At 46.2% G+C, this 13,073-nt stretch carries 11 protein-coding genes; 5 read left to right on the top strand and 6 right to left on the bottom strand.

What is annotated here, in order from left to right:
• Positions 1–17 precede the first annotated feature (17 nt).
• A complete protein-coding gene (locus BM082_RS04210) occupies positions 18–269 on the top strand; it encodes a hypothetical protein (RefSeq protein WP_017013725.1) in 252 nt (83 codons plus the stop codon).
• Positions 270–344: 75 nt separating this feature from the next.
• Positions 345–962 (top strand): HAD family hydrolase, encoded by a 618-nt coding sequence (locus BM082_RS04215; RefSeq protein WP_074925410.1) that lies wholly within the window; start codon positions 345–347, stop codon positions 960–962.
• A 137-nt stretch (positions 963–1,099) separates the two neighbouring features.
• Here the strand turns inward: BM082_RS04215 and BM082_RS04220 are convergent, their stop codons facing one another.
• Positions 1,100–1,588, bottom strand: a complete 489-nt coding sequence (locus BM082_RS04220; RefSeq protein ID WP_017010934.1) for a hypothetical protein — start codon at positions 1,586–1,588, stop codon at positions 1,100–1,102.
• Between the two features lie 350 nt (positions 1,589–1,938).
• Here BM082_RS04220 and BM082_RS04225 point away from each other — a divergent pair, with 350 nt between their 5' ends.
• Positions 1,939–2,262, top strand: a complete 324-nt coding sequence (locus tag BM082_RS04225) for an Imm58 family immunity protein (RefSeq protein WP_017010936.1) — start codon at positions 1,939–1,941, stop codon at positions 2,260–2,262.
• Between the two features lie 60 nt (positions 2,263–2,322).
• Positions 2,323–3,369, top strand: coding sequence for an NAD(P)H-dependent flavin oxidoreductase (locus tag BM082_RS04230; RefSeq protein ID WP_074925412.1), 1,047 nt, complete (start codon positions 2,323–2,325; stop codon positions 3,367–3,369).
• 194 nt (positions 3,370–3,563) lie between these two features.
• Here the strand turns inward: BM082_RS04230 and BM082_RS04235 are convergent, their stop codons facing one another.
• The 3 genes from BM082_RS04235 to BM082_RS04245 all read right to left on the bottom strand — a co-directional run bounded on the left by BM082_RS04235 (position 3,564) and on the right by BM082_RS04245 (position 8,337).
• Positions 3,564–4,991: an NAD-dependent succinate-semialdehyde dehydrogenase gene (locus BM082_RS04235; RefSeq protein ID WP_074925414.1), complete on the bottom strand. Its 1,428-nt coding sequence runs from the start codon at positions 4,989–4,991 to the stop codon at positions 3,564–3,566.
• A gap of 431 nt (positions 4,992–5,422) precedes the next feature.
• Complete coding sequence (locus BM082_RS04240) at positions 5,423–6,760, bottom strand: CoA-disulfide reductase (protein ID WP_074925417.1); 1,338 nt, start codon at positions 6,758–6,760, stop codon at positions 5,423–5,425.
• A gap of 176 nt (positions 6,761–6,936) precedes the next feature.
• Entirely contained in the window at positions 6,937–8,337 is a 1,401-nt protein-coding gene (locus tag BM082_RS04245; RefSeq protein ID WP_074925420.1) for an L-cystine transporter, read from the bottom strand.
• Positions 8,338–9,151: 814 nt separating this feature from the next.
• Between BM082_RS04245 and BM082_RS04250 the strand changes: the two genes are divergently transcribed.
• Positions 9,152–10,468: a hypothetical protein gene (locus BM082_RS04250; RefSeq protein WP_074925423.1), complete on the top strand. Its 1,317-nt coding sequence runs from the start codon at positions 9,152–9,154 to the stop codon at positions 10,466–10,468.
• A gap of 133 nt (positions 10,469–10,601) precedes the next feature.
• Here the strand turns inward: BM082_RS04250 and BM082_RS04255 are convergent, their stop codons facing one another.
• A complete protein-coding gene (locus tag BM082_RS04255) occupies positions 10,602–11,642 on the bottom strand; it encodes a hypothetical protein (RefSeq protein WP_026025190.1) in 1,041 nt (346 codons plus the stop codon).
• A 203-nt stretch (positions 11,643–11,845) separates the two neighbouring features.
• Entirely contained in the window at positions 11,846–12,739 is an 894-nt protein-coding gene (locus tag BM082_RS04260; protein WP_017013717.1) for a DNA-3-methyladenine glycosylase family protein, read from the bottom strand.
• Positions 12,740–13,073 lie beyond the last annotated feature (334 nt).

A 13,073-nucleotide genomic window follows, 5' to 3' on the forward strand; every position in this document is an offset into this window, starting at 1 on the left:
TGAAAGGGAGAGTGAGTATGGCAAAACCGAACAAAAAAGGCCCCACACGTACGGTAGATATCCTCTGCGCGAAGTGTAAAAGTCCGCTGTTTAAATACCGAAAAGGCGGAAAGGGCGCATTGGTGAAGTGTTTCAAAGAACGCATCGTGACAGATTTTACTACCACACCCTGTGAGTGCCCGAATTGCGGAACGGTGTTTGGCCGTGAAGCCCTCGTACGTGGTACACCCGCCTACAAAATCATTGGCGGAAAAGCGGTAATGAAATAGTAAAGATGAAAAGATGCGTCACCGTCGCTCACACCATTTAAACAAAAACACGAATAAACATTTAGGGAGAGAAAAATGACGAACCCAGACATTAAAAACGTGGTGTTTGATGTGGGCAATGTGTTGGTCAGGTGGAACCCTGTTGAGATCATCCGGCTGACATTTGGCGACGATGTTGATGCCACTGAACTTTCTAAGCGCGTGTTCCAGCAAGAATTGTGGCTGGCACTCAACCGAGGCGAATTGACAGAGCAAGAAGCCAAACACCAATACGTGCAAACACTTTCCCTGTCACCCAGTGAAGTAGAGCGGCTTTTCTATTACATAAAGCAAACGCAGATCCCGTTGTTTGGCACCGTTGCGCTCATGAAAAGATTGAAAACGGCCGGATATGCCACGTATGCATTGACAGACAATGTTCATGAAATCGTGTCTTTTCTCAAACAAGAATACGATTTTTGGCCATTGTTCGATGGCGCGATTGTGTCTGCAGAAGTGGGATGCTTAAAACCCAACGCCGATATTTTCCATCAACTCCTCGATACCTTCGACTTGAACGCTAACGAAACCGTGTTTCTCGATGATGTTGCTAAGAATGTTGAAGGGGCACGTAAGGTGGGCCTGTCTGCGATTCAGTTTACGCAAGCATCTCAGGCTGAGCGTGAACTGAAAGAATTGGGATTATGTTTTTAGAGGTTAAGTAAGGCATGTTAGGAAAAGTGTGTGAGATGCCAGTAGGATAAATGCCCTTGACGGTAGATGCCCTTGACGGTAGATGTGCTCAGTGTTGATCGCCAAGGTAGGCAATCACACTGAGCATTCACTAAGTATTAGATGCCAGCACGTTTAAGCAGACCAGACATCAGCTTAGAACTTGATCTCACGCCTGAAGATTTACCTTTAAACTCCCCGGCTAGTCGGTTGTCACCAATTTCACGCGCGATGTGCTGCATGGTGAGGTACATGTCTTTCGCTGACTGCATACGGTTTTTGTCATTCAACGGTGCAAGCAGTTTGATCATGTCAGAGCCTGACAGTTTGTTTTCAATGGAGTGACGTTCAATAGAAGACAAGAGTTTGTCCAAATCAACGGTCGCTTCATTGCTTTCAACACCTTCTTTTTTCATCGCTTTCAGATTACGTTTACGGATCTGATTGATGACGAAGGTAGGGCGGTTCATACGTTTAAAGCCAAAATAGCCAGCCGCAACAACCAGTGCGATACCACCAACAACGTATGGCCAGATTGCACCAGAAGACTCGGCGGCTGTTTGCGCCGCACTTACAACTTCCACTGCGGCAGCGGGTACATCAGACATGTTCTTTCCTTCATTATTAATAGGGAATTTGGAATTGAGCGTAGTGTCGCACCGTTTCATTTAATTACGGTGTCACGCCTCACATTCGCGCAAAGAAGTTAAGTTGAACAAGCGCGAATGATGAATTTTTACACCAATGCTGATGGTAAAATCAACGACCAATACACGTGAGTTCATATAGACCTGACACCTATGATAAACATTTCCATGTTTTTACAGATGCCTACGAATGTCACACTCGTCGAAAAAGGTGGTGAGAAACTTTCTCAATTTCATCGTATTACCACAATAATAGGGTTGTATGAACGCCAAAATAGGCAAAATGTGGTTGTTATAAGGCATAGAATTTGATGAAAAAAAGTACCGTTATTCTGTTACTCCTTTTAATTGTCTCGAATGTCACTTGGGGGGCAATGTTCTTTTATCGTACTGTTGACTCAGGCATCAGTCTCACTCACCTTCAATCCAGCAATGATCGGAAATCATCACAGTTAGAAATTGCGATGTTCACTGCGAACCACGGTTTGATAGGCATGCCCGTTGAAGAAGCGTTTGAAGTGATCGTAACGGAAAGTAATGAAGAAGATCCTTTCATTAAAAGTGGCTGTTTAAACGCAGGCAATATGTGTTTAAAAATTGGTTCAGCGCGAACGATTGTGGGTATTAAACAGTAATCTGACGCTAAACAATAACCTAACGTTAAATAGTGACCTGGAATTGATGAAGGAAAATGCGTGTATAGGGAAGGTGTAAAGCGATTATTGGGAACGGAACTGCCAATCATTCAAGCGCCAATGGCTGGCGTGCAAGACAGTGAACTTGCTATCGCGGTGTGTCGTGCTGGTGGCTTAGGCTCAATACCTTGTGGCATGTTAACCATTGATCAGATAGTCAATGAAACGCAGCGTATTCGCGAAGCAACAACACAGCCCTATAACCTCAATTTCTTCTGTCATTCCATGCCTGCCTACAATGAACACAGTCACGCTCGATGGCAAGCATGTTTAGCGCCGTATTTTGATGAGGTCGATGAACAATGTGTTCCAAATCCTAATGGCGCAAGCAGAATGCCTTTCAATCATGATATTGCGGATGCCATCGAATCATTGAAACCTCCTATCATCAGTTTTCATTTTGGTTTGCCTGACAAGGCATTACTCGCACGTGTGAAGCGTTGGGGAACGAAGGTGATTTCGTCTGCAACCACCGTTGAAGAAGCCTGTTGGCTTGAAGCAAATGGTGCCGATGCCATCATTGCACAAGGCAGTGAAGCAGGTGGACACAGAGGCATGTTTCTTTCTAACGATCTGTCTGCTCAGTCGCCGATGAACGCGCTGTTAGCTTGTCTTGTTGAGTCGGTTTCGATTCCTGTGATAGCCGCTGGTGGAATTGGTAATCATGACGATGTGCAACGCGTGTTGGCGTCAGGCGCAGGTGCTGTGCAGGTAGGAACAAGCTATATGCTTTGTTCAGAAGCGAAAACATCCTCTCTGCATCGAGATGCCATCAAAGGTGCATCAGAGGCAGACACTGCCATCACGAACATCTTTTCGGGTCGTCCTGCGCGAGGCATCATGAATCGCGCAATGACAGAGCTCGGATGTATCAATGAATTGGCGCCCGCGTTTCCCTATTCGTCCATCGAAATGGGGCAGTTACGGAGTCACTTTGAGAAGATGGGCAAACGTGATTTCTCTCCGTTGTGGAGCGGTCAAAATACGTCAGGGTGCAAAGAGGTTTCTGCGGAGACGTTGACGAGGGAACTGGCAGGGATCGGTTAACTCAGACGACCAACGGCTTCATGTCGGCGCACTGTGTTGGCGTAAAGAGAATAAAAAAACAGAGGCGAATGCCTCTGTTTTTGTTTCTGTCATCGATGTAGATTCGTTGGCGCTGTCGCTTAGATATCACCGAGCTACGTTTCACAAAGCTATATTCGATAAAGCTATGTTTCACAAAGCTATATGTCCCAAAGCTACATGCTACCGAGACAAATGTATTTGGTGTTGAGGTATTCATCGATACCTTGTCTAGCGCCTTCTCGTCCGATGCCAGATTGTTTCACGCCGCCGAAGGGGGCGACCTCTGTCGAGATAACACCTTCGTTAACACCGACCATGCCGTAATCCAGTGCCTCTGCGATTTTGAAGATACGGTTGATGTCTTTGCTGTAGAAGTAGCTGGCCAATCCATAAATGGTGTCGTTCGCCATTTCGATCAATTCTTCGTCATCACTGAAACGAATCACTGGCGCGATAGGGCCAAAGATCTCAGCTTGAACAATGTCCATGCTGTGCGAAACGTGGGTGAGCACGGTCGGTTCAAAAAATTGGCCGCCCAAATCATCACCGCCAGCTGACACAGTCGCACCTTGTTGAAGGGCTTGGTCGAGCAATGATTTAATTTTGAGCTTGGCGTTGTCGTCGATCAGCGGGCCGATAACAACATCGTCATCCAATCCGTTGCCGACGGTGAGTTCATCAACAGCCAGCGAGAATTTATGAACGAACTCTTCGTACACCGCGTCGTGAACATAGAAACGGTTAGCGCAGACGCAAGTTTGTCCTGCATTGCGGAATTTTGACGTGATTGCACCTTTCACCGCTAAGTCGATATCCGCGTCATCAAACACGATGAATGGGGCATTGCCGCCTAACTCCATGGAGACGCGCTTTACAGATTCTGCACTTTGCTTCATCAATATACGCCCGACATCGGTCGAGCCGGTGAACGAGATTTTTTGTATGTGTGGGCTATTACAAAACACATCGCCGATCATGGGAGCGTCTTCGCTGGTGACGACAGCAAGAAGATCATCAGGCAGCCCAGCTTGGCGGGCAAGTTCGACCACAGCATACGCACTCAACGGCGTTTGTATGGCAGGCTTTGCAACAAAACTACAGCCAGCAGCAAGGGCTGGTGCGGCTTTGCGTGTGATCATGGCAATGGGGAAGTTCCATGGTGTTATTGCAGCTGCGACACCCACAGGCTGTTTGATCGTCATGATCCGACGGTCGGCCAAGGGGGTTGGAATTGTTTCGCCGTATGCGCGCTTACCTTCTTCTGCAAACCATTGGACGAAAGACGCGCCATACGCCACTTCACCACGAGATTCAGCCAGCGGCTTCCCTTGTTCTAAGGTCATTATGCGGGCGAGATCTTCTTGGTTTTCCATCAACAACTCGTACCAACGCATCAAAATAGCTGCACGCTGCTTTGCCGTGGTTTTTGCCCAGGCCTTTTGCGCATCGCGAGCGCGGAGAATCGTGGCTTCCACCTCTTCCCGCGAGTGTGCTTGAACATGCCCTATAAGGGTTTGGTCTGCAGGGTTAGTCACGGCAATGGTGTTGTCGAGGTTGTCGCACAGCGCTGAAAGCAGCGTATGGTTTTTGATCTGTTTCATTACGTCACAGTGTCCTTGTGGTGTCAGTTCATCGCTGTGTCAGCGAATGAAAAGTAAGAAAAACATTCTTATCATGCTTGGGGCAGATTGCGCGTAAGCACCACGAACAGAAGGGTGTGGGAGGCTGCGCAATTCGGGCGCGTAGCATCGTGTGAAGCGTTTAAATGATGAAAGTTTCGAAGCCTAGGTTGTTTCAATGCTTAGGTTGTTTCAATACCTAGGTTGTTTCAATACTTAGGTGGTTTGAAAGCATTGCTGCTTTCAAACCATTGACGCTTTTAACACGATAAAACTAGCCTAACGATGAAAAGGACATGCCGCAATGTTGCCAGTGTGAGCCAGTTCAGTAATTGCATACCGAAATGAGAAAAGGCCAGTGATTACTGGCCTTAAGACAAATGGGGGGTGACTCTAGAAATATGGATCGAGAATTACTTCGCGACGTTCCCCGCAACATTCATGATGTCCCACGTGCGAGAGAAAGGAGGCGCGTAAGCGAAATCCATCATGCCAAGTTGTGTGGTTGTCACACCCATGGTGACGGCAACGGCCATCGCATCAATGCGGTGGACTGCGCCCTTGTATCCTGCGATTTGTGCGCCCAGCACGCGCTTTGTGCCTGCTTCATAAATCAGTTTCATGTGAAGGTCTGATTGACCATCACAATAGTTCGTGTGGCATTTGTCTTTGATCACCAAGGTTTTCACATCAAAGCCTGCGTCAATTGCTTCACGCTCGGACAAGCCTGTACGACCTGCTTCCAATCCCATAACGCGAACACAGCTGGTGCCAAGTGAGCCAGGGAATTCGAACGCATCGCCATCTGTTTGCGCGATATTATCGCCAATCATTCGGCCCAATTTGTTTGCGCCGGTCGCCAGAGGAATGTAAACGTCTTTGTTTGAAATCGCGTTCCAAATCGTCGCGCAGTCACCCGCAGACCATACATCCGGCAATGACGTACGACCTTGACGGTCAATACGAATTGCGCCGTTCGGTAGGGTTTCAATGCCGGTTTCTTTCAAAAACGCGGTATTAGGTTTTACGCCTGTGCACACAACCACCAAATCTGCAGAGTATGTGCCTTTATCTGTCGTAATGTGCGTAACCTTGGCATCGCCTTCAATCGCGAGTAACGACTCGCTGGTCAGGATTTCAACGCCGGCTTTTTTCAGCTCGTCATAGAAGTGGATACTGATTTCAGGGTCAAACGCGTCTGGAATCAAACGCTCAGCACGTTCGATGAGGCGTACGTTTTTGCCTTGATGCACCATGGCTTCCGCGACTTCTAAGCCAATGAAACCCGAACCAATGATGGTGACGTTTTTGCAGTGTTCTTGCGCGACGGCTTGCTTCAGTGCGATGCCGTCATTCATGACGCGAAGCGTGAACACGCCGTCTTTATCTAAGCCCGACACTGGGGGGAACACTTCTTTCGCTCCCGTGGCGATCATCAGTCGATCGTAGTGGGCTACGAATACGTCGTCTTTATGTGTAATCTCTAGCTTCTTATTGTCAGCATCTACTTTTGTGACGCGATGTCCGATATTGACTTGAATGCCACGCTCAGCAAATTGCGCAGGTGTGAATTCAGACATGTACTCGTGGTTTTGGAATTCATCTGCCACGTAGTAAGGCAGGCCACAGGCACCAAATGAAATTACCTCTGACGCTTCATACACAATGATGTCGGCGTTTGGGTTTACACGACGAGCCTTTGCTGCAGCGCTCATGCCTGCGGCTTCACCACCAATAATCACTATTTTCATGGGTTGTATCCTAAAAAGTCTTTAATGCTTTTATGCCCAAGCAGCCTTAAGAAGCGCGTTCTGTAGGTGTGTGTTTGGGTATGTTGAGCAAAACGTGGGGGCAATAGCCCCCACGTTTATTCGTTGTTGTTTACGTTTATGAATCGTTGCGTTGGTGAGACTGCTTTTTTAGAGGCTTATGCCGTCGTATCTTCGCCATCTAGATTGACAGGTTGGCCATCGTTAAAGACGTCCATGTTGGTTTCACCCATCAATTTACTGGTCACTGAACCTGCAGTGATCGAGCCAGACACGTTAAGCGCGGTACGGCCCATGTCGATCAAGGGTTCGATAGAAATCAATAGACCCGCTAACGCCACTGGGAAATCAAGCGCTGACAGCACGATGAGCGCTGCGAACGTTGCACCACCGCCGATGCCTGCAACACCGAATGAACTGATGGTGATGATAGCTACAAGTGTCACGATAAAGCTGATATCTAGCGGATTGATGCCCATGGTTGGCGCGATCATCACTGCAAGCATGGCAGGGTAGATACCCGCACAGCCGTTCTGACCGATGGTTGAACCAAATGATGCTGCGAAGTTCGCAATACCGTTTGGAATGCCCAAGGCCTTCTCTTGTGTCTGTACGTTCATTGGAATAGACGCCGCACTGCTGCGAGACGTGAATGCAAATGTCAGAACAGGGATGATTTTCTTAAGGTGACGAATAGGGTTCAGGCCGATCATTGCGATAATCGCAAGGTGAATAGCAAACATGCTGAACAGCGCACCGTAAGAGGCGAGAACGAAGTTCGCCAAGTTTACGATGTCTGCATAGTTTGAACCTGAAATGACTTTGGTCATCAGAGCCAACACACCGTAAGGCGTAAGGCGTAGAACCAATGTCACCATGCGCATGACGATCGCTTGCGCGACGTTAATGAACTGTTCGAATGACGCGAAAATCTCTGGTTTCTTGCTGGCTATACCCGTGGCAGAAATGCCCACAAAGATAGAGAAAATAACCACTGCAATGGTCGACGTTTTACGAGACCCTGTCATGTCTAAAAATGGGTTAGCAGGGATGAATTCCAACAACATGTTGGCGAAAGACATGGTTTCGACTTTGCCTAAGTTGGTTTGAAGTGCTTCCGCGCGCGCCATTTCTGCTGCACCTGCAGTGAGGCCCTCAGCAGACAGACCAAACATCACTGACCATGCGATACCGACAAGCGCTGCAATCATGGTTGTAACGACCAGAACACCAAGGGTCATGCCACTGATTTTACCCAGTGAAGATCCGCCATTGAGTTTTAATATCGCGGAAATAATCGACACCATGACCAATGGAATGATGATCATTTGAAGCAGTTTTACGTAGCCTTTACCAACAATGTCAAAGTAATCAATGCTGGTTGCAATAATATCTGAGCCTGCGCCGTAATACAGTTGTAATAAGCCACCAAATACGACCCCCAAACCTAAACCTGTAAATACGCGTTTTGTGAAAGCAACGTATTTAGATTGGAGCGTATAAAGGAAATAGATTAACGCAATGAATATCGCGAGGTTAAATATAACGCTTAGTGCCATTGTGTTTCCTTATTATTGTTAGAGGGCGCAGTGGTTAAACACTAGCCAAATGTAGGGAGGTAAGTTCCATTTCCTCAAAATACTGTTAAACCGCCAACGGCGTATTAACATTCCATCTTTATTGGTGCTACATCTCCTGAGCCAACGCGGAGCGCGGTTTGGCGGGCTATTTGCCAGAATGGCGGAGATGATAGTGCATGCTCTTATGCATCAATAACAAATTTATATGCCTAAAAGTTCTAAGTTATAAAGTGAACAATAACTGCTTTGTTTTTTCTCGGCATGCTGCTTATTAAACCAAAATTTAATTTTTTAAGTGTGGTGTTAAAACAGTGGGTGCATTTCCGGTATGCATTTTTATATTAATTAAATGTTAATTATTTTAGTTGGTTAAATTAAATTCATTTAAATATTTTAATGATGTTGATGAATATACCGATTATTTCTGTGTAAAGAGTGAGCGTCTTCTCTTATTAAAAACAAGGTATGGTTGGGATCCTGAATTCGTTGTGTACATCACTATTATTGAGCTTCTCAATGCGAGTGATGTCTCGGTGTGATTTTGCTACGAACCTTCAATGATTATGTTGGCTCCTGATACCAGATTTCATGCTGTATGTTTTGCGTCATCTTGTGTGACTTTTATCACCATATTCACTGCGAGCGTTAAAGGTTTATTGAACTAGATTGAACAGTACTCAATGTGAAAATCGCAAAATCGTACGTGGCTTTTATTCCAAAGCACTCAGTGGTCGCTGCGTCGAAAAGACGATTAAAGACATTAAAATAAGAACATGATGAAGGGGCTAGCTTTATGAACCGATTTAACAGACCTGCGCTGGCTGTGTTGATCATTGCAAGCTTGAGCGCTTGCCAGTCAACCTCAGAACCTCGCCAAGCAGTCAGTGACACTAACAAACCTGCCATGCAAGAAAATCAAAACACACTTCAAGTCTACGAAAAAGCCAAATCGGATTATTCGACATGGTTGGAAAAAGTGGCTGAAAGCAAGACGCTTGTTATCTATAGCAAAGGCACCGTGAATACACTTTTTGATGCGTGGGATGATGCCGTCGATGTTTATGATGAGTTTGCATCAAACCCAGCAAAGACAATGGAGAGCTACTCTGTCTTTTCATCAGGCACGTATGCTGACAAGTTTAATGGATACCTTGCAACAGTCTCTGTTCAATACGATAAGTTGCAGGGGTTGAAAAAGACCGCGGACTCTTTGCTAGCGGATTCTATCGCTGAAATGGCGTACCTCAATGAGATAGACGCAAAATCTGTTTACGCCACAAAATTCCGCAGTGTTGAGAGGGATTACTACAAACTCTACAGCTATGTCGAAGACAACGAGATTGATGATGCGCAAGTTAAACAGGCTGAATTTCTTCAAAAAGCCAAGCAACTGGAAGCCTTGGTTGCGATGAAACGCAACATTGCACCGCTGCAAACTGAGATCGCCACATTGCGTAAGCAAGGGTTCAAAACTGTTGCGCCGATTAGCTACACAAAAACGAGTGCCGCACTTGAACAGGCCCAAGCTGTGGTCAACCTGAACCCAAGAGACGCAAAAGCCATTGGCGTTGCCGTTGAAGACGTGCAATTTGAAATTGCGCACCTCAAGCATATCGGGCAAGAGGTGAAGAAGTTTAAAAATGTTGACGACGACAAGTTTGAACCGCTCATCTTGGAGCTCGAAAACCGGTTACATGTGATCGCACAAACGTTAGATGATCTCGATTTACGAAATACGCCAATGCAGCGCCAAGCGGATGTCCTTGCTGATAAAGTGGCTCAACTCAACGAAAAAGCCAATCTCGAATCGGCTGCTGCTGACGCAAATGCTGATCCTCAACTGGCGGCGCTTGTTGCGAGGTTAGATGCCGTCAATGCGGACTTGTCTTCAAAGCAATCAAAAAACCAAGTGCTTACTGCACAAGTGACGGCGCTTGAGATGGCTAACGAAAATAACGAAAGCTTAATTGGCGACTTGAAATCGATCATCAATACGATAAAGCCGGAAGCATTGAACCCGTTTTTAGACAAAAAAGCGGGTGGTCTTCCTGACACTAATCTGACACCGGCGTCGTCAGTTAACCCTGTGACATCAACGGCAAGTAACTAGAGTTGTCTAACTAAGCAACTAAGCAACTAAGCGGTTAAGAGGGTTAATCCTCACAAAATCATTGATACAAAAAAAGCGCCTGGATAGGCGCTTTTCGCTTTCTGAGGGTTGCGTATCTCTAAGAGGGAGCGGTTTAAGCCTGAACCGATGGTGCGAGGTAATAGTGATGATTCGCTTTCTTCGCCATTACGCCAGCTTCCATCATTTGTTCAAACAGGGCATCCACCTCATCCGCAGCCAGCATGAAATGTTTTGCTACTGCTTTCTTCGAACAGGTAATGACACCATCACGTACCGACTTCTCAACGTTTTCTGCCAAAGTCAGTGGCGGCGTTGTTTCTTCGCTTTCTTGATGACGTTGACTATACACCACGTCTTGTTCGGGCTTGTGCTCGATAAAGCCGACAGGCATAGCCATGGCGTGAGGTGTTAGCGCAATCTCGCCGAAATGTTCATAGAATCGACGGAAGCGCAGTTCTTCGCCGATCACGCCAACAAAAAATGCCGCAAACAAATCAAGCAAAATAGAGAGGAATACTACCAAACCAAGCTGTGCAATTTGCGTTGAAACGTTGAACGCATCAGCCAAACTGTTGATCAAGCCAATCGCGGAACCCTGAGCCACAGGCGGAAGGGCATCACGTTCTGCTGCCAATCGAATTTGTTGTTCACGTAATTGGTTATTTTGTTTTTGAATACGCGTAACGCCTGTCGCGATACGTTCCATCTCGATGTATTTTTCGGCCGCCAGATTATTCAGCTGAATCTGTTTTTCGATAGATTCAATCTGACGGTCATAGGCAAGGACTTTCGATTGTTCTATGGCGATAACGCTCTGTGCTTTATTGGTTGCACTGTTGATGCCGCCAACGCTACCCCCAATAGAGATTGCTGCAAGCACCAAATAGAAAATCAAAGAAGTGATCGCGCCGGTGTAGTTCTTGTGCGCGCGGCGTTCACCAAACTCATACCAAGCGTAAAACTTGCCCGCTTCAAAAATGATAGCCAGCGTGCCGAAAAGCCCTTTCATGAGTGGACTGTCGTCTATCGAAAGGAAAAGCAGCAATGAAAAAACCGTCGACGTGATTACAGCAGCACCCGTGAAGGTGTATACGCTGATCATGGCAAACGGACCTTTAGGGTATCGATACCCCAGCATGTTTTTATAGTGCATAAATGCGTCACAGATCACGTTACGAGAGCCGCGGAGCATACAGCAAGCACGTCCCTAATGCCTTACTGAACAAGGCTTTCGGGGGTTGATTGCTCGTTTTCACGTCGAGTCGTCTGATTTTTCAACACATGAGATGGTTATAAATGCAGATTGCTATGAAACGCATGGGCGCTGCCAGGCTTGAATCACAGTCTTTTGTGCTGCTAATACGCCTTGTCTTTATCCATCGCCCAGAGGTGCGCAGCTACCAAAGCACGCCAAGGGGCGAACTCGGTTAACCATTTTTGCGCTTCTTTTTCTGTCGGCTTCTCGTCGCTATCAAGTAAGCGCTGTATGTTTCGTCTAACGGCCACATCGCCATGAAGTGAACCGTCTAAATAGCCAAAACCTCGTAACAAGACATAGCTGACTGTCCAGGGCCCGATACCTTTTATGGCGAGTAATGCTTTCCCAATGTCGGTTGGGTCTCTATCTGGTGATAAGTCTAATTCGTTAGCAACGATGGCCTTAGCAATCCGTTGAAGTGTCGTGGCTTTGCTGTTTGAGTATCCACAGGCTCTATAGGTGTCGATATCCGTGTTTGCCAGAATATGTTCATCCGGCAAACACCAAATGCCGCTGCTATGCGGTTTTCCTGTCGCCTCAATCAACCGTCTACGAATGGAAATCGCAGCATCCACGCTGATCAATTGCCCGGTAATCGCCCAGGATATTGCTTCAAACGGTGTGGTGGTTTGGGGGATACGTAAACCATGTTGATGTGAAAGAAGACGCGAGATATCAGGGTGGTTCTGGTATTTGCTTTCGAAGCCTGCAATGTCTTGCTGAAGTCCAAGCATACGGCCTGCCAGTAGAGTCATTTCACTGTCACTCAATGCATTTTCATCAGCGTCAGCATTGATTGTCATGGTTGCGATCTCTGAACCTAGCGAGAGTGAAAGACGACAGGGAATCGCATTCATCAACACACCTTTGTGTATTTCCATGCCATCTACTCTTTCCGAAAGCTCGGTCTTATCGCGTTGATGAAAACCAATGAAATCTTGGTAGCGAAAATCAGAAGGTAAGGGCAGGGAAACGCTTTGTGTTGAGGGCATGTTGGGTATCCGTGATTAGGTTAGCCCTATCACCCTAAAGGGGTTGGTGGTTGAATACGAGCAAAATGGCTTTAATGCACTATAACTAAATATAAATTATTCTATTAATATAAGTGGCATCACATGAAAAATGAACACGCATGTTTAAATGAAATATAACCTTGCAACTGTTGATATTTAGATTGTCTATAGGTAAGGCCACAGTAACTTATTGAAAAATAATACTGGTTTTTTTGATGTCTCGTATTTTAATTAAATATATAAGTGTTTAATTCCTTATTTAATGTATGGTTTAATATTTTTTGTTATATTGCTTTGCATCGCATTAAATTGG

This window comes from Enterovibrio norvegicus DSM 15893, from assembly GCF_900115495.1.
In the GTDB taxonomy this organism is placed as follows: Bacteria; Pseudomonadota; Gammaproteobacteria; order Enterobacterales; family Vibrionaceae; genus Enterovibrio; species Enterovibrio norvegicus.